A 17,944-nucleotide genomic window follows, 5' to 3' on the forward strand; every position below is an offset into this window, starting at 1 on the left:
CTAAATTCTTAACTTTGTCTCTTTAAATAATATCATGTCTCAACAGGAAACCATAGAGATGGTTAAAAAAATTTTCGAGGCTTATCTTGAAAATAAAAACCTAAGAAAAACTCCCGAACGATTTGCCATACTGGAAGAAATTTATTCCCGGTCAGATCATTTTGATGTGGAATCATTGTACATCCACATGAAAAATAAAAAATACCGTGTAAGCAGGGCCACGGTTTACAATACTTTAGAGCTTTTGGTATCGTGTGATTTGGTTACCAAGCACCAGTTTGGTAAAAACATGGCCCAATTTGAAAAATCATACGGCTATAAACAGCACGATCATATTATTTGTATTGACTGCGGCAAGGTGGTTGAATTTTGCGATCCCCGTATTCAGCAAATACAAAGTATGATGGGCGGCTTGCTGAAATTTGAAATAAAACACCATTCGCTTAACCTGTATGGCAATTGCGAAAAGCTGAAAGCAGGGCATTGCGAAAGGAAAGTTTAAAGGACTCCTAATCTTTTTAAATTTTATCGTGATAGATTTATCAAGTATGATACCTTTGCGGTAAATAAATTCATCATTTATTTTATTGACGCTGAAGATGATGCCTGCTTCAACCATATTGAACAGGTGCGCATCATCTATTTATAGCATTTTGACGATTATTTAAGAAAATAAAAAATTAATGGCTGTTGACGTATTATTAGGCCTCCAATGGGGCGATGAAGGTAAAGGAAAAATTGTTGATGTACTGAGTGCAGGCTATGACCTGATTGCTCGTTTCCAGGGCGGACCAAATGCGGGGCACACGCTTGAGTTTGACGGTAAAAAATTCGTTCTGAATACCATTCCTTCGGGCATATTTTTTGAAAACACTATGAACCTTATCGGTAATGGTGTAGTGATTGACCCCATCACCCTAAAAAGGGAAATTGATAAATTGAAAGATGCCGGGCACGATCTTTTAGCCAAAGGCAACCTGATGATTGCCAAAAAGGCGCATTTAATATTACCAACACACCAATTACTGGATGCTGCCTCAGAAAAGAAAATGGGCGAGGGTAAAATCGGATCAACCTTAAAAGGTATTGGCCCAACTTATATGGATAAAACCGGCCGTAATGGTTTACGTGTTGGCGATACCACCCTGCCTGATTTTAAAGAACGTTATCAGAAACTGGTTGATAAGCATGTATCTATGCTTAAATCATTATACGGCGAAGTTGATGATTTCAGCGATCGCGAAAAAGCATTTTTTGAAGCCATTGAACTCATCAACAAATTTAAACTGGTTGATTCTGAGCATTTGGTAAACAGCTATTTACAACAAGGCAAAAAAGTTTTAGCAGAAGGCGCACAAGGTACCATGCTTGATATTGATTTCGGCTCTTATCCTTTTGTTACTTCTTCAAACACTACCACAGCAGGCGCTTGTACCGGATTAGGCATTGCGCCTAATAAAATTGGTGATGTTATAGGTATTTTTAAAGCTTATTGCACCCGTGTTGGAGGCGGCCCCTTCCCTACTGAATTAAACAATGAAACTGGCGAAGAATTACGCCGCATAGGCCACGAATTTGGCGCTACCACAGGAAGACCCCGCCGTACAGGCTGGATTGACCTACCGGCCCTAAAATATGCTATAATGCTTAATGGTGTTACCGAACTGGTAATGACCAAGGCCGACGTGTTAAGCGGATTTGAAAAAATTTATGCCTGCACCCACTATAACTACCTGGGCGAAAAAATTGATTATATGCCTTATGATATTTGCTCGGTAGATGCTGAACCAATACTGAAAGAAATTGACGGATGGAAAGAAGATATTACCGGCATTACCGAAATATCTCAAATTCCTGAAAAACTAAGCGCTTACATCAGCTTTTTAGAAGCGGAGCTTGGTGTACCTGTAAAATACCTTTCAGTTGGACCAGACAGGGTACAAACCTTGATTTTACACTAAAACTTTAACAACAACGCTATACAAGGGCTCTCCATTAATGGAGAGCCCTTTTCAGTTAATATTATCATTTAGCGAAACCTTAATTAAATTCGTATAGAGAATAATTGAGTTTGTATATACATTAAGCCCATTGGTGTAATTAAAATGCTATTTCGGTTTCCATTATTTAAATTGGAACATCAAAAAGCATTAAATTATGGGAATTGGCACTACACTAAAAAAAATCAGGCTTAATAAAAAATATTCGCAGCAATACGTAGCAGATCACTTAAACATTAGCCGCAAAACTTATAACAACTGGGAAAACAACAAAACTGATCTCACTTTACAAAAGTGCGATAAGATTTGCGAACTCTACAGTATTGGAATTACCGGGCTAATAGAATATCACTATAATGTGACATCAATAAATTAAAGTACAGATAAGCTTTCTATTTTTGCAGGGTGATTAAACGCATTACCAATCTGCAAACATTTAAAAAGAAAGCTTTACAATGGGCATCGTCTTTTAATGTTTTCTGTTATCTTGATTCAAACAATTTTACAGATTCATATTCAAAGTTTGATGTTCTGATTGCAGTTGATGCGATAAATGAAGTAATAAGTTTTGCAGGGGCCGCTTACGATGAATTGGAGACATTTCGCAAAAATAATGCGCAATGGATTACCGGTTTTTTGGGGTATGATTTGAAAAATGAAACAGAAAATCTAACCTCCCAAAATATTGATCATCTTAACTTTCCCGATCTGTATTTCTTTGCACCCAAATACCTCATCCTGATTAAAGGTAATGAGGCAGAGATTATTGCAACCAATCCTGCAGAAGTACTTGCTTGCATTGAAGCACAAAAAACAAGTACCGTTACAGATGTAACAGCTGTAAATATTTATCAACGATTTAGCAAGACAGAATATATCACCACGATTGAGGAAGTTAAAGCACACATCAATCGTGGTGACATTTATGTAACCAACTTTTGTCAGGAGTTTTTTGCGGAAAATGCCACAATAGATCCATTGGCCGTTTTTTCAAGGCTGAATGAAATATCCCCCAACCCTTTCGGTTCATTTTTCAAGTGGAAGCATCATTATATTCTTTGCGCCTCACCAGAGCGTTTCCTCGCTAAACGGGGTACCAAATTAATATCGCAACCTATTAAAGGCACAGCAAAAAGGGGTAAAAACGATGAGGAAGACAAGGCCATCAAAAACAAACTAAGCAGTACCGTTAAAGAACTACAGGAAAATGTAATGGTGGTTGACCTGGTAAGAAACGATTTAACCAAATCTGCCAAACAAGGAACCGTACAAACAGAAGAGCTTTTTGGCATTTACAGCTTTAAGCAGGTGCATCAAATGATCTCGACGGTGGTTTGTGAACTTGATGAAAACATCACACCCATACAGGCTATAAAAAACACCTTCCCAATGGGCAGCATGACAGGGGCACCCAAAATAAGCGCTATGCAATTAATGGAGTATTATGAACGAAGCCGCCGGGGCGTTTATTCAGGCGCAATTGGTTATTTTAATCCCGATGATGATTTTGATTTTAATGTGGTAATCAGAAGCCTGCTATACAACAAGCAAAACAAATACCTGTCTTTCCAGGCCGGCAGCGCCATTACCTACCATGCTGATGCCGAAAGTGAGTATGAAGAATGTTTACTTAAAGTACGAGGGATAATGGAGGCGCTGAATCAACCAGAATCTTCTCCCCCATCCGCACACTAATATCCGATCCGTTGGCAAAAAATGCCGAATATGGTTTAACAGTTAAATACGGCACAAAAGCATCGCCATATAAAGTCTTTATATCGGCCTCAAAAACATAATCCTTTACCTCAGCTATCTGCCATGATAGATGTTCAACCTGGTACTCTGTAGTTTTAACCTTGCTGATTTGATTATAGCCCCAGTAATGCTCAAAAATAAATTCTTCGGGGCTCCCTGGTTTAATATCTTCAAATTGATTACTTACTGTTGCGCCAAGTTTGTTCCAAATACCTTTCAGCTTCCACTCATAAATAAACTCCGTATTGTCCTCAAGCAATTTTATGGAATGCCGCATAGGCAGGGCGGTATATTTTTCCTGATATAAATTATTGGCTATAAAAGCAATAATGCTTTTGGGTACAATTTCGCTCACAAACACTGCTCCGCGTTTCCACAGTTTTCCATCAAAATACTTTACATAAAAGCGCAGGTTTACCTCTTCAAAGTTGACATGAAAGGGCCATTTAATGCCTAAAACATGAGTATCTAAAAACATAAAGCCTACCATACTCATCAATGTTTTACCCTGCCAGGTATCCAGTACCGTTCCTGCGGGTAAATAAGGTTTTAATATTTCCGGATCAACTTCATAGTTGAGCATTAGCAGGTTTTTCCATTGTGCTTTTAAAAACCTGCTTTTTTCCATAAGAATTTAGTAAAGTAAAATTAGCTTACGCGTTTGCTGGTATCGGGTATCTTCTTTTTGAAAAAGTTCACTCTTGATTCTTTTCCTTTTAATAAACGCTCTATATTTTTTTGATGGGTAACCAATATCAACGCGCAAATACACATACCATATATAATTACCGACCTAATATAAACAGGAAAAACAAAAGTAACGCCCAAAAGGTAAGTAAAACCAGCGGTTATAGAACTGAGGGATACATAACGCGTAATTAAAAGCACCACAATAAATACTCCTACACAAAGCAGGGCCGAGTCTAAATTAACGGCAAGCACCATCCCAAACAAGGTAGCCACACCCTTACCACCCCTAAAGCCTGCAAATACCGGAAACAGGTGCCCCATAACTGCTGCAATGCCCAGCGCAAGTTCATAATTAGTGTAAGCAATGGAGTGGGATGCCCCAGTGGTTGAAACACCTATAAAATAAACCAGGTTGGTTGCTGTCCACCCTTTTAAAATATCTAAAAGCATAACAGGGATGCCTGCCTTTTTACCCAGCACCCTAAAGGTATTGGTTGCCCCGGCGTTGCCGCTGCCATATTCCCTTACATCAACCCCATAAAATGCCTGCCCAATCCAAACAGCTGTTGGTATTGACCCGCATAAATAGGCCATAATAAGTGCTGAAACTGAATAGATGGTAATCATATTACCGCAATAATAGTAAATATTTAATGATTAGAGCTTAGTGAAAAGAGCTTAGTTATATTTAACAAAGCTTTATGAAAACACCCGTTAAATATTAATATCCCTCACTAATCTTTAACAATAACTGCTTTTAAGCTAAGGTCCAAACTCTTAACTGAATGTGTTAAGGCACCTACTGATATAAAATCAACCCCACAATCCGCATACTCGCGAATGTTGTCAATTGTTATACCTCCTGATGCTTCTGTAATAAATTTATTATCAATAATTTTTACCGCTTTACGCAGCTCATCAAATTTAAAGTTATCAAGCAATATACGGTTTATACCACCTGTTTGCAAAACCTGCTGCAATTCATCAAGGTTTCTTACCTCAATTTCAATTTGAAGGTTTTTATTTTTCGCTGCCAGGTATTGATGTGTATTTTCAATAGCCTGCCTTATGCCACCCGAATAATCAACATGATTATCCTTTATCAATATCATATCATACAAACCAAAGCGGTGATTTACACCGCCGCCAATCCTTACGGCCCATTTTTCAAGGTAGCGTAAGCCGGGAGTAGTTTTCCGGGTATCAAGCACCTTTGTTTTGGTGCCTTGTAAAAGCCTTACAATCCGATGCGTGGTAGTAGCCACACCACTCATGCGTTGCATACAATTAAGCACCAAACGTTCGGCCTTTAAAATGCTTTGTGCATCGCCTTCCACTTCCAAAACAATGTCGCCAGGCTTAATGTCTGCTCCATCATTTAAAAAAAGGGTTACTTTAAGTTGCTCATCAACAATACGGAATATTTCAACCGCCAGTTCAACACCGGCTAAAGTGCCACTATCTTTTACTAAAAGTTTTGCTTTACCTTTTGTACCGGCTGGTATAGTGGCCAATGAAGTGTGGTCGCCATCGCCAACATCTTCACTAAGTGAATTTATTATAAACTGATCAATAATTGATTTGTCCAAACCTTATAGATTTAAAGCCCAAAAGTAAAAACAATTTTCGTTGTGTCCATACTCTGTAGTTTTATTTAACAAGCCCAATTCTATTAAACCAGGATTATGACTACAGTATATGAATTATCTATCGACTTAAAACTATGGACTATGGACCATCGACTATGGACTCCTTCCCCTCCCTACTTCACCTTCTCCGTTTCTATTCGCATTTCAATTAGTTCAAAATGTTTATCTATTTGTTTCAGGGTGCAGGCTATACGGAAGGCACTCTTATCTGTATTCATCGTAATAACCCCAAAGTAATAATTAGGATTAGAATTTACCCGGTGAAGCATTTTAACCAACCTCGGCTTATTTTCATTAAAAAACTTAGTCAAAACAAGCTCTGCCTGGGTTTTTGAATAAACATTTTCTTCATTTAAAATGGAGATCTCAACGCTTGGAGCAAACATGGCCGACAGTGCATGCACATCACCTTGCTTAATTAAAGTGGCAACATTATCAATCGGATCGGCAAATGTGCCCCCCGGAACCAGGTAGGAGATAAACAGCAATGGCAGGCAAAGTAGCTTTATCATAACTATAGGACAACGAAAAAAACTGGACGTTACTAAGTATTTGACATTCGATTATAGGTAAAATATGGCAAAATCTACACTAAAACATTCAACACTTTCATCAATTTACCGTACAAACAACAGTTTATTTCCTTTTGAGTTTGGGGCACTAACTCAATTATTAGTTTTAATAATTGAGTTAATGCCCGGGCACAGGGGCATTAACTCAATTATAATATACCATATTACAACGTTGCGTTTATATTTGCATTGTGGAAAAACATAAAAAAATTGCATTAATAATTCTTGACGGCTGGGGATACGGCCGTAATGATGAGTCGAACGCTATTGTGGCAGCCCAAACGCCATTCTTCGACTCCCTGATTAGTAACTACCCAAATTCAAAGCTGGAAGCATCTGGCACCGCTGTAGGTTTACCTGCCGGACAGATGGGAAACTCAGAAGTTGGCCACATGAACTTAGGTGCAGGCCGCGTAGTATACCAGGAACTTGGCCGCATACACAAAGCGGTTGAAGATAATGAACTACCCGGTAACCCGGTATTAAAGGAAGCTTTTGAATACGCTAAACAAAGCGGTAAAAAGGTACACCTTATTGGCCTGGTATCTGACGGTGGTGTTCACTCACACATTAAACATATTAAAGGCTTATGCGATGCCACTAAAGTTTATGATTTAGATAAAGTATTTATCCATGCTTTTTTAGATGGACGTGATACAGATCCAAAATCAGGCTTAGGCTTTATTACCGACCTGGAAGAATATATTGAAGGATCAAACATAAAAGTAGCTTCGGCAATTGGCAGATACTATGCTATGGACCGCGATAATCGTTGGGAAAGAGTTAAATTGGCTTATGATCTGATGATTAATGGTGTTGGCGAACCCACCACTAGCGTTACCCAATCTATCAAAGAATCCTATTTAAAGGATGTTACCGATGAGTTTATAAAACCTATTGTACAGGTTGATGCTGAAGGCACCCCGCTTGCGGTAATTGAAGAAGGCGATGTTGTAATCTGCTTTAACTTCAGAACAGACAGAGGGCGCGAAATCACCATCGCTTTAACTCAAAGGGCATTCCCTGAATATAATATGCATCCGCTTAACCTGCACTATATCACCATGACACCTTATGATGAAACATTTAAAAATGTGAAAGTGGTGTTTGATAAGGATGATTTAACGCAAACCCTCGGTGAAATTTTACAGAATGCAGGCAAAAATCAGATTCGTATTGCCGAAACTGAAAAATATCCGCATGTTACCTTTTTCTTTTCGGGTGGCCGCGAGAAAGAATTCACCAATGAAAAACGCTTATTAGTGCCTTCACCAAAAGTGGCAACTTATGATTTACAGCCCGAAATGAGCGCCGAAGGGATTCGTGATGCCATTATTCCGGAGTTAAAGAGCGGATGGGCCGATTTTATTGCACTTAACTTTGCCAATACCGATATGGTTGGCCATACCGGCGTGTTCAGCGCTGTGGTAAAAGCTGCCGAAACTGCCGATGCCTGCACTAAAGCGGTTGTTGAAACGGGTATTGCAAACGGTTATTCGTTCATCATCATTGCCGACCATGGTAATGCTGATTATATGATTAATGAAGATGGATCGCCAAATACGGCACATACTACCAACCTGGTACCTTGTATAATTATTGATAGCGATGTTAAACAGGTAAAAGATGGCAAACTGGGTGATATTGCACCAACCATTTTGCATCTGCTTGGCGTTGCAATCCCTGAAAAAATGACCGGGAATGTATTGGTATAAAACTACAAAATGGACAGGCTTTGCAATGTTATGCTGCATTATACTTTGCGGCACGGCTTGCAAGCCTGACATTAAAGAAACCGGAGCCGCGCTGAAGTATTTTGACATTAAAGGATATTTTAGTGCCGATATTGCGCACCTGAATCATTTAAAGATCCAGGTGCTTAAAACAGTTTCTCACAACGGAACTACCGAAAGCAAAACAGTAAAAATTGACAACTGGGGGCAGGAATTCAACCTTTTTATAGATGCCGATATTAACAAACCTGCCTGGCAAAAAAGCTACACCGTTATAACTGACGACTCCCTTTTATTTTATAAAGCGATAGACCCTGAGCTTAAAATGCGCGAAATGATTATAAAGCGCGATAATAAGCAAAAGGTAAAGTGGATATTGATTTTTAACCGCACTAAAAACATCCTGTATACCACTACAGAAAAACTATCCTATTATCCGGATTCGCTTTATTTAATTGAAAAAGATCAGCATGTAAGGTTAATGGGCAATAATCATTACCGCATTGAGGGGGTAATAAAGCACTAATTAGCGGTGTGCAAGCACCTCGTCTAATTTCAGTTTGGATTGATCAATGAGGGTAGATATATCGGCCCGATTTGGATTATCAGTCAAAACCCTTTCAAAATCAGAGATAGAGGCTTTTAATGAATTAATACCGCGGTTTTTATCGTAATACTTGCCGGTAGTTTGCAATTTAAAGAGGCCGTACTCCCTGTAAGCTATGCCACGCGTTTGGTAATATTTGTTCTGGGTATCGTTCGGATTAATAGATATGGCTTTTGTAAGGTCATAAATTGCCCCTATTAAATACTTCTCCTTATCTGCCGGCGAAAGCTGATTATCCTTGCCCAAATAGCTTTTATCCCGTGCCCGGTAATAATAGGCGGTGGCATCTGTTGGGTTTATTGAAATTTCTTTGGTGTAAGCGGCTATTGATTTTTTGTAGTTTTCGCTGTGGTAATAAGAATATCCCAGCATCCACAGCGCATTAGCATTGGTTGAGTCAATTAAACAAGCCTTTTCAAGCTGTGCCACTGCTGCCTTAAAATCGCCATCCATTAATGCTTCCTGTCCTAATTTTACATATGCGTTTTGGGCATAAGTATTTTCAAGGGAAGTAATAATCAGGAAGGATATGATAACCGATAACTTCATCAAATGCTTTGCGGTGTAACAAATTAGTATACAATTAACTGATATAAATTAAAAATATTATGCCGGTCAATAGTTTTACTTTAAATTATTTTTTAATTCATCAAATAACGGGATGCTATTATATGACTTTTTTTCATCTTTACCCAATAATTTATGACTAATTTGTAAAAACATCATACATTTGCAATTTACATATAATCAGCGTGTTACAACACAAATACAAATCCTGCTAACTATTATCATATATTGGCACAGGTCTTGAACCAATACTATTTATCAGGAATACCCGCTAAATAACCTACAGCCATAAGAGCTTGTTTATTTACAGGCTGACAATATGACGTTTTTAATCATACATAAAAGGTAGTTGATGAGTTTTGATCCATTTGATTTTAAAAGTGCTTTACCCGTAATAAACGAAGAATCTGAATTTTTTCCGTTAATGTCGTCAGAAGACGAAGAGGAAATGAATAACGAAGCTTTGCCCGAAATTTTGTCTATACTTCCACTGCGCAATACTGTTTTATTTCCGGGGGTAGTAATCCCCATTACGGTTGGCCGTGATAAATCAATAAAGCTGATACGTGATGCCAATAAGGGCAGCCGTATGATTGGGGTAGTTTCGCAACAGGACGTGGGGATTGAAGACCCTAATTTTAGCCAATTGAATTCAGTTGGCACTATTGCTCTTATTATTAAGATGCTGCAAATGCCCGATGGTAACACCACCGTGATATTACAGGGCAAAAAGCGTTTTATTTTAAAAGATGAGGTACAGAGCGTACCTTATATTAAGGCCACAATTGAGCCTTTTAAAGAAATTAAACATAAAGACGATAAAGAATTTAAAGCCATGGTATCATCCATTAAGGATATGGCCATGAGCATTATTCAGTTATCACCTAATATTCCGAGCGAGGCCGGCATTGCCATCCGCAACATTGAAAGCACTTCATTTTTGATCAATTTTATATCATCAAACATGAATGCCGATATGGCAGCAAAACAGCGATTGCTGGAAGAAGCCAGTTTACGCACCAGGGCAAACCTTGTTTTGGAGCACCTTACACTTGATTTGCAAATGCTGGAACTAAAAAACCAGATTCAGAGTAAAGTAAGGGTCGATCTGGATAAACAACAACGCGATTATTTTTTAAATCAGCAGCTAAAAACTATACAGGAAGAATTGGGCGGTAACTCGCCTGATCTGGAGATCGATAGTTTAAAATTGCGTGCTTTAAAAAAGAAATGGGGCAAAGAAGTTAAGGACCATTTTGATAAAGAAATGGAAAAATTGGCACGCACCAATCCGGCAGCGGCTGATTATTCTGTACAGATCAACTACCTGGAACTATTGGTTGACCTGCCATGGAATGAATTCACCAAAGATAATTTCGACCTTAAACGCGCCCAAAAGGTTTTAGATAAAGATCATTTCGGACTAGATAAGGTTAAACAACGCATTATTGAATACCTGGCTGTGCTTAAATTAAAGCACAACATGAAAGCGCCTATACTTTGCTTGGTTGGCCCTCCGGGTGTGGGTAAAACATCATTAGGTAAATCAATAGCAAAGGCCCTGGGCCGTAAGTATGTACGTATGGCTTTGGGCGGCATCCGCGATGAAGCTGAAATACGTGGCCACCGTAAAACCTATATTGGCGCTATGCCCGGTCGTATTATACAATCGGTAAAAAAAGCCGGTGCAGCTAACCCTGTATTTATACTGGATGAGATTGATAAAGTAGGTAATGATTTCAGAGGCGATCCATCATCAGCTTTGCTGGAAGTGCTCGATCCTGAACAGAACGGTACTTTTTACGATCATTATGTGGAGATGGACTTTGATCTGTCGAACGTGATGTTCATTGCTACAGCAAACTCACTAAGCTCTATTCAACCAGCCCTGCTTGACCGTATGGAGATTATTGAGGTAAACGGATATACCATTGAAGAAAAAGTTGAAATTGCCAAACAACATTTAGTGCCCAAACAACGCGAGGCACATGGCTTAAAAACCAAGGATGTTGCGGTAAAGCCTGAAATATTGGAAAAGCTTATTGTTGATTATACCCGCGAATCGGGCGTTAGGGCATTGGAGAAAAAGATAGGTTCACTGATAAGAGGTGTGGCTAAAAGCATAGCTATGGAAGAACCATATAATGCAACCGTAAGCAAAGCCGATGTCGAAAAAATATTAGGTGCGCCTATATTTGATAAAGATTTATACGAAGGTAATGATGTTGCAGGTGTAGTAACCGGCCTTGCATGGACATCAGTAGGCGGCGATATATTGTTTATTGAAGCCAGTTTAAGCCCAGGCAAGGGCCGTTTAACACTAACCGGCAGCCTTGGCGATGTAATGAAAGAATCAGTAACCATTGCTTTGGCCTATCTGCGTGCCCACTCATCCTATTTTGATATTGATGTTAAACTGTTTGACCAATGGGATATACATGTACACGTTCCGGCAGGTGCCACGCCTAAAGACGGACCATCGGCAGGTATAACTATGCTAACGGCGCTCACATCAGCTTTTACCCAGCGTAAAATTAAGCCTCATTTAGCTATGACAGGCGAGATTACCTTACGCGGCCGCGTTTTGCCTGTTGGCGGTATAAAAGAAAAAATACTGGCAGCCAAACGTGCCAATATCAAAGAAATAATTTTATGCGCATCAAATAAAAAAGACATCCTTGAAATTAAAGAAGATTACATAAAAGATCTTCAATTTCATTATGTTACCGATATGCGTGAGGTAATTAATCTTGCCCTGTTAAACGAAAAGGTAGTTAACCCTATTGACCTAACAGTAAAAGAAGACGTTGCCCCGGCAATAAGCCACCAATACTAGTTTTAAAGTATTAGTTGTCGATTTGCGCTTTAAGCAAATCGATAACTAACTAACTATAAATAAAAACCTTGTAATTACCAAGTAATTATTAAAACCTTATCATAAGTTACTCTTTTTTCATGTAAATTGAAACCTTTTTATTAACCCTAGCGTAATACGATCCGTTATCATAGTTTACCAATCCAATTATGGTATTAGTTAAGCAATCCCACATATTTTGATTTGATTATGAAGAAAGCTATTGCTCTAAAAGCCATCCCGCTACTTTTATTTATTTCTTTTCACTTATGTGCAAGTGCCCAAAGCCTGGAAGAAGATACAGTAAAGCGCGACACAACAACTAAAGTAAAAGGCAGCAGTCCAAAATCAGTATATTTGGAAGTGGGCGGAGCCGGGCTGGCACTCACTTTAAACTTCGACAAACGTTTTGGCAGTGGTTCTGATAAATGGGGATACAGGGTTGGGGCAGGTTATTATAACACGGGGTCAAACTCTGTATTTTCGGTTCCTTTGCAAATCAACTATCTGTTCAGCATAAATCACAGTACATCCAGTTATATTGAAGGCGCTTTCGGTACCACCTTCTTAAACTCAAAAGGAAGCCCTAATGGTACCTTTTTTGAATTTGATAACATAACCGGCTTTTGCGGAAACGCGTCCATAGGCTACCGGTATCAGCAGGAAAATGGCGGCATAAACTTCCGAATTATATTTGACCCCATTTTTTATGATGAAGGAGTACTGTATGAAGGCGGTTTAAGTATTGGCTATACCTTTTAAATACATTAAAGTCTGACTTTGGATAAAGTCAAACTTCACTTATAAAACATTAACCAACCTATCCTTATCTTATCACCTTAACTTCTCCCTTCACTGGCTGATAATTTACCCTTAATCCAAACACAGACGCTGTACGAGTAAAAAAGCTCAAAATTTGCTTTGAATTCGACATTTTGTTTCAGCTAATTATTACTTTAGTAACTTATATTAAAGGCCCTGATGAAATTCAAACTTTTTTTACTGTTGCTTTGTCTTATTGGCACTGCCAACTTGTTTGCCCAGTCGCATAGTACTGAAATCGGCGTTCAAACGGACAATGATTCATACCTTGCACAAGGATCTGACCGGTATTATACCGATGGAATTTTTATTTATTACAGGCATGCTTTAAAAGTTAAAGGTAAGGATACTGCTACTTTAGCCAATAAAGTATTAGGGTTTGAAACAGGGCAGAAAATATTCAATCCACAATCAGGCTATGTACCCGGCCCACAATATATCGATAGGCCATTTGCAGGTTATACCTACATAGGTTCTACCTTAAATTTTTTATATAAAAACGAAAGCAATATTAAAGTCAGTGCGCAATTAGGCGTAGTAGGCCCGGCATCAGGTGCAGAACAGGTACAAACATGGGTACACAAAACATTCGGTTTTTACACACCCGGCGGATGGCAGTACCAGATTCAGAATAACTTTGAATTAAACCTTTCAGCTGCTTATAACAAATTGCTTGCGCGTGCATCATGGGTGGATGTATCCTTTACAAGTTATTTAAATTTAGGCAACGGTTTCTCAGGCGCGGGCCTTGGCCCATTGATTAGGTTGGGAAATTTTAACCAGTTATTTAACTCAGTTAGTACACAAAGCACAGCCACAAAAAATAACAGCATCAAAAAATTGCACAAAAACGAATTATACCTGTATTATCAACCCCTTATAAACTATGTGGCCTATGATGCTACCATACAAGGCGGTTTATTTGATAATCATAGCGACCCAAATAGCCAGGAAATTACTAAAGATAAAGAGCCATTTATTTTCAGCAACCAGATAGGTTTAGCTTTTACCGCAAACCGCTTTACATTTGATATTGCAGCCATTTTCCATACATTGGATGATAAAGAAATGGTACAATCGCACCAATGGGGAAGCGTAACGGGGATGTACAGGTTTAAATAGCGGTAGATGCCCCACCTAATCCTCCCAGGTAGGGAGGACTTAAAAAATAAACTCGGGCGAAGCAAAAAGTCTCCCCTTCCGGGGGAGATTTAGAGGGGGCTACTAATCATTATCTCCCGGCCTTATTTTCCGGTTTTCTTTTTTGGCTGATGTAATGCGTTTATTTTCCAACCGGGCGGCCTTGGCAGCTTTGCTTACTTTGGTAGCCTTGCGTGCCTTGGGTTTATGCAATGCCCGGGTTAGCAAAAGAACCAATCTTTCAACAGCTTTTTCTTTGTTAAGGTATTGACTGCGCTCTTCATCACAAATTACCTGTACTAAACCGTCCTTATTAAAACGGGATTGCAATTTCTCATTCAGTAAAGCCTTTTCCTCATCTGTAAACAACAGCGAATTATTTACCGAAAACAATAGCTCCACTTTACTGGATACCTTATTTACATTTTGTCCGCCCTTACCGCCACTGCGCGATGTTTTATAAGTTATTTCTTTCTGAAGGTCGACCTTATTAAAATTCATGGCCAAAAATAGTTATTTGTTGATTGAGTTGATTAAGTGAGTGGTTATAAAATATTACCCTGTAAATTCAGCCATTCACTTAATCAACCCTTCACCTAATCAACTAATTTTTCTTAATTTAGTTGCCCATGAGTGATCAGATTATTGTAGCCATTGACGGCTATTCTTCGTGTGGTAAAAGCACACTGGCTAAGGCTTTAGCTAAAAAGCTCCATTTTATTTATGTTGATAGCGGTGCAATGTACAGGGCTGTGGCGCTGTATTTTTTGAGGAACAATATCGACCTTAATAATCACGATCAGATTATGGAGGCACTCAAAAAAATCCACCTTAATTTTCATTCACGCGATTATGAAACGCATATCACTTTAAACGATGAAGAAGTATCTGCCGAAATAAGGCTGATGCCTGTTTCTGAAACTGTAAGCGCAGTATCGGCCATTAAAGAAGTACGTACCGAAATGGTGAAACAGCAACAACGCATGGGTCGCTCAAAAAACATCGTAATGGATGGGCGTGATATTGGCACTGCAGTTTTCCCGGATGCTGCAGTTAAAATTTTCATGACCGCTGACCCCAAAGTAAGGGCAGAACGCCGTTATAAAGAACTGTTGCCTAAGAACCCTGATATAACCCTCGAAGAAATATTTGAAAACATAGCACATCGCGATTATCAGGATACTACCCGCAAGGAAAGCCCGCTGGTAAGGGCACATGATGCCATTATATTGGATAACACTGATCTTAATCCCGATGAGCAATTGCTATTTGCATTGAGCAAGGTAGAACCGTTTCTTTAATTTACAGTTTTAGAATTAAGATTTTAAGAAGACTTTATTGATTTCAACTAAACTCCTATCTCAAACCTCTAATCACTACTCCTCAAACTTCACAGCACTAACCCCAAAACGGTTCAGGAAATCAACACCCTCGTCGCTGGCCAGGCCTTTGTAAGCAGCGTATGACTTGTCAAAAAACACCTTTTTAACGCCTGCAGAGAAGATAAGCCTTGCACAGGGCAGACAGGGCGATAAAGTGGTATAAAGTGTAGCACCTTCCAAATTAGCCCCATTCTTCACCGCATACAATATGGCATTCTCTTCGGCATGAAGGGCAAGTGAGCAGCTCCCTTTCGAATCGCGTGCACAGCCCGTTGTCGGCCACTCCTCATCGCAGTTATGGGTACCCGCCGGCGGACCATTATACCCGATAGATATGATCCGCGTGTCTTTGGCTAAAACGGCACCGACCTGGGCCTTAACGCAATGTGAGCGTTTGGCCAGGTCGGTTGCCAGATTCATAAAAATATGGTCGAAACTTAATTTCATTAGTTCATTAGTTCACTGGTTTATTAGTAATGTATCGAACAATTGCCCCAATGAACTAATGAACAATTGAACTAATGAACAAAAATATTAATGCCCTCCTGAGGCTTGAACGTGATCAAGGTCAATACCTTGTTTAAGCAGTTCGCGTCCTACTTTCCATGCAAAATATGCCAGGTAAGTAAAGCCCATTACCGGAACAATGTACGAGAAGTGGATACCACTCATACCCGCAATCAGGTTATTACTACCATCAGCAATTTTACCTTGTAGTGGTGGTATAATTGATCCGCCTAAAATCATCATAATTAAAAATGCTGAACCCTGGCTGGTATATTTTCCTAAACCGGTAATAGATAGAGCGAAAATTGATGGCCACATAATTGAGCAGCATAAACCACCGCTGATAAATGAGAAGGTTGCCACTCTGCCGGTGGTAAATAAACCTACCAGCATAAAAATAACACCTAATATACCCAAAACAGATACGGTGCGGGTTGGCTTTTGCTGACCAATAAAGAAAGCAACCACCAAAACAGCAACACATACTGCATAAATGTAAAGATTACTTACATCAACACCGGTTAATGCATTGGCAAGTAATACAACACCAAATGCTAAAAACGGAATAATAACATATAACACATTTTTAGTTGTTTTTGAAAGATTAAAAGCACCAATAGAGCCTGCAAAACGGCCTATCATTAAGCTACCCCAATATAAAGAAATGTAAGGAGCTATCTGCGATTCTTTAAATGAACCAAACTCAGGTGTTTTTAATAATGAACCCATGTTACTTTGTATGGTTACCTCGGTACCTACATAAGTAAAGATAGCTATCATACCTAAAATTAACTGAGGATATTGCATGGCGCCCCAGCCTTCTTTGTTCTTTTTAGCAGCAAAAATAGTGCTGATAAGCGTAATTAAAATAATACCCAATGACGCATAAACAAAGTATTGACTTGGAATTGAAGTCCATTTGCTTAAAGGAGTGGCAGCAAGAATCAATAAAAATGCAATGAATATAACCAAAAGCGGTGCGTTTGCTTTTTGGCTCGATTCGATTTTCTCATCACTGGTAACCTTCGGAAGGTTAGATACCCAAAAGAATAAAGCAACTGCCAGGAACAACCCTGCTAAAATGTAATACAAATTATTAATAGATGATATTTCTACTGCGGCACCTGCTGCCTGAGCTTTTGCAGAACCAAACAATACAATACTCACTACAATTGGGCCTAACAAAGCACCTATATTGTTAACACTACCCGCAAAGTTTAATCGGTTTGAACCGGTTTCAGGTGGACCCAAAACTATCACAAATGGATTGGCTGCAGTTTGTTGTAACGAGAAACCTAATGCAATTACGAAAAATGAACTTAATATAAACCCAAAAGATCCGGAGTTTACTGCAGGGATCATTAACAGTGCGCCTACAGCTGATAATATCAAGCCAAAAACAATACCGTTTTTATAACCTATTTTATTAAGTATATCAACCTTTGATGCTGCTGATGCAAAGTACAATATCAGCGACCCGATAAAATAACCACCATAAAATGTAAAATCAATTAACTGCGATTCAAACTGCGTTAAGCTGAAATGCGTTTTGCAAAATGGTATAAAAATACCGTTAGAGGCCGCAAGAAAGCCCCAAAAAAAGAATACAGTAATAATAGTGTACAACGCGGTGCCGTAACTTTTAGAGTTTTTTTGTTCCATTATT

18 protein-coding genes are annotated in these 17,944 nt (G+C 39.0%); 10 read left to right on the plus strand and 8 right to left on the minus strand.

The window, feature by feature from the left end; all coding sequences use genetic code 11:
* Positions 1 to 34 precede the first annotated feature (34 nt).
* From JN11_RS07235 to JN11_RS07250, 4 genes are all read left to right on the plus strand, one after another.
* The gene (locus JN11_RS07235; protein WP_144911148.1) at positions 35 to 502 is read left to right on the plus strand and encodes a Fur family transcriptional regulator; all 468 of its coding nucleotides are present in this window, start codon (positions 35 to 37) and stop codon (positions 500 to 502) included.
* Positions 503 to 683: 181 nt separating this feature from the next.
* Positions 684 to 1,961 carry an adenylosuccinate synthase gene (locus JN11_RS07240; RefSeq protein WP_144911150.1) on the plus strand — a complete coding sequence of 426 codons (1,278 nt, stop codon included), beginning with the start codon at positions 684 to 686 and terminating at the stop codon, positions 1,959 to 1,961.
* A 196-nt stretch (positions 1,962 to 2,157) separates the two neighbouring features.
* Complete coding sequence (locus tag JN11_RS07245; protein ID WP_144911151.1) at positions 2,158 to 2,376, plus strand: helix-turn-helix transcriptional regulator; 219 nt, start codon at positions 2,158 to 2,160, stop codon at positions 2,374 to 2,376.
* A gap of 29 nt (positions 2,377 to 2,405) precedes the next feature.
* Positions 2,406 to 3,695 carry an anthranilate synthase component I family protein gene (locus tag JN11_RS07250; protein ID WP_317131266.1) on the plus strand — a complete coding sequence of 430 codons (1,290 nt, stop codon included), beginning with the start codon at positions 2,406 to 2,408 and terminating at the stop codon, positions 3,693 to 3,695.
* Here the strand turns inward: JN11_RS07250 and JN11_RS07255 are convergent.
* The 4 genes from JN11_RS07255 to JN11_RS07270 form a co-directional block, all read right to left on the minus strand.
* A complete protein-coding gene (locus tag JN11_RS07255; RefSeq protein ID WP_144911153.1) occupies positions 3,631 to 4,383 on the minus strand; it encodes a YqjF family protein in 753 nt (250 codons plus the stop codon). The genes JN11_RS07250 and JN11_RS07255 overlap by 65 nt on opposite strands.
* 20 nt (positions 4,384 to 4,403) lie before the next feature.
* Positions 4,404 to 5,072 carry a glycerol-3-phosphate 1-O-acyltransferase PlsY gene (gene plsY / locus JN11_RS07260; RefSeq protein ID WP_144911155.1) on the minus strand — a complete coding sequence of 223 codons (669 nt, stop codon included), beginning with the start codon at positions 5,070 to 5,072 and terminating at the stop codon, positions 4,404 to 4,406.
* Between the two features lie 107 nt (positions 5,073 to 5,179).
* Complete coding sequence (nadC, locus tag JN11_RS07265; protein WP_144911157.1) at positions 5,180 to 6,034, minus strand: carboxylating nicotinate-nucleotide diphosphorylase; 855 nt, start codon at positions 6,032 to 6,034, stop codon at positions 5,180 to 5,182.
* 173 nt (positions 6,035 to 6,207) lie between these two features.
* On the minus strand, positions 6,208 to 6,606 hold the full coding sequence (locus JN11_RS07270; protein ID WP_144911159.1) for a DUF4783 domain-containing protein: 399 nt from the start codon (positions 6,604 to 6,606) through the stop codon (positions 6,208 to 6,210).
* A 251-nt stretch (positions 6,607 to 6,857) separates the two neighbouring features.
* On the opposite strand from JN11_RS07270, the gene gpmI reads away from it, so the two are divergent.
* The gene (gene gpmI, locus JN11_RS07275) at positions 6,858 to 8,381 is read left to right on the plus strand and encodes a 2,3-bisphosphoglycerate-independent phosphoglycerate mutase (RefSeq protein ID WP_394348823.1); all 1,524 of its coding nucleotides are present in this window, start codon (positions 6,858 to 6,860) and stop codon (positions 8,379 to 8,381) included.
* Entirely contained in the window at positions 8,368 to 8,925 is a 558-nt protein-coding gene (locus JN11_RS07280) for a hypothetical protein (RefSeq protein ID WP_144911163.1), read from the plus strand. The genes gpmI and JN11_RS07280 overlap by 14 nt, the downstream gene beginning before the upstream one ends.
* On the opposite strand, the gene JN11_RS07285 is transcribed toward JN11_RS07280, so the two are convergent.
* The gene (locus JN11_RS07285) at positions 8,926 to 9,555 is read right to left on the minus strand and encodes a tetratricopeptide repeat protein (RefSeq protein ID WP_144911164.1); all 630 of its coding nucleotides are present in this window, start codon (positions 9,553 to 9,555) and stop codon (positions 8,926 to 8,928) included.
* Between the two features lie 370 nt (positions 9,556 to 9,925).
* On the opposite strand from JN11_RS07285, the gene lon reads away from it, so the two are divergent.
* From lon to JN11_RS07300, 3 genes are all read left to right on the plus strand, one after another.
* A complete protein-coding gene (gene lon / locus JN11_RS07290; protein ID WP_144911166.1) occupies positions 9,926 to 12,409 on the plus strand; it encodes an endopeptidase La in 2,484 nt (827 codons plus the stop codon).
* A 228-nt stretch (positions 12,410 to 12,637) separates the two neighbouring features.
* Positions 12,638 to 13,189, plus strand: coding sequence for a hypothetical protein (locus tag JN11_RS07295; protein ID WP_144911168.1), 552 nt, complete (start codon positions 12,638 to 12,640; stop codon positions 13,187 to 13,189).
* A 219-nt stretch (positions 13,190 to 13,408) separates the two neighbouring features.
* Complete coding sequence (locus JN11_RS07300) at positions 13,409 to 14,371, plus strand: lipid A deacylase LpxR family protein (RefSeq protein WP_144911169.1); 963 nt, start codon at positions 13,409 to 13,411, stop codon at positions 14,369 to 14,371.
* A gap of 102 nt (positions 14,372 to 14,473) precedes the next feature.
* Here the strand turns inward: JN11_RS07300 and arfB are convergent, their stop codons facing one another.
* Positions 14,474 to 14,890 carry an alternative ribosome rescue aminoacyl-tRNA hydrolase ArfB gene (gene arfB, locus JN11_RS07305; protein ID WP_144911171.1) on the minus strand — a complete coding sequence of 139 codons (417 nt, stop codon included), beginning with the start codon at positions 14,888 to 14,890 and terminating at the stop codon, positions 14,474 to 14,476.
* A gap of 128 nt (positions 14,891 to 15,018) precedes the next feature.
* Between arfB and cmk the strand changes: the two genes are divergently transcribed.
* On the plus strand, positions 15,019 to 15,690 hold the full coding sequence (gene cmk / locus JN11_RS07310) for a (d)CMP kinase (protein WP_144911173.1): 672 nt from the start codon (positions 15,019 to 15,021) through the stop codon (positions 15,688 to 15,690).
* A 75-nt stretch (positions 15,691 to 15,765) separates the two neighbouring features.
* Here cmk and JN11_RS07315 read toward each other — a convergent pair whose 3' ends face one another.
* Together JN11_RS07315 and JN11_RS07320 are read right to left on the minus strand one after the other, a co-directional pair.
* Positions 15,766 to 16,218: a deoxycytidylate deaminase gene (locus tag JN11_RS07315; RefSeq protein ID WP_170227709.1), complete on the minus strand. Its 453-nt coding sequence runs from the start codon at positions 16,216 to 16,218 to the stop codon at positions 15,766 to 15,768.
* A gap of 87 nt (positions 16,219 to 16,305) precedes the next feature.
* Positions 16,306 to 17,940 carry an MFS transporter gene (locus JN11_RS07320; RefSeq protein ID WP_144911175.1) on the minus strand — a complete coding sequence of 545 codons (1,635 nt, stop codon included), beginning with the start codon at positions 17,938 to 17,940 and terminating at the stop codon, positions 16,306 to 16,308.
* Positions 17,941 to 17,944: the final 4 nt, after the last annotated feature.

This window comes from Mucilaginibacter frigoritolerans (assembly GCF_007830615.1).
Classification (GTDB): domain Bacteria; phylum Bacteroidota; class Bacteroidia; order Sphingobacteriales; family Sphingobacteriaceae; genus Mucilaginibacter; species Mucilaginibacter frigoritolerans.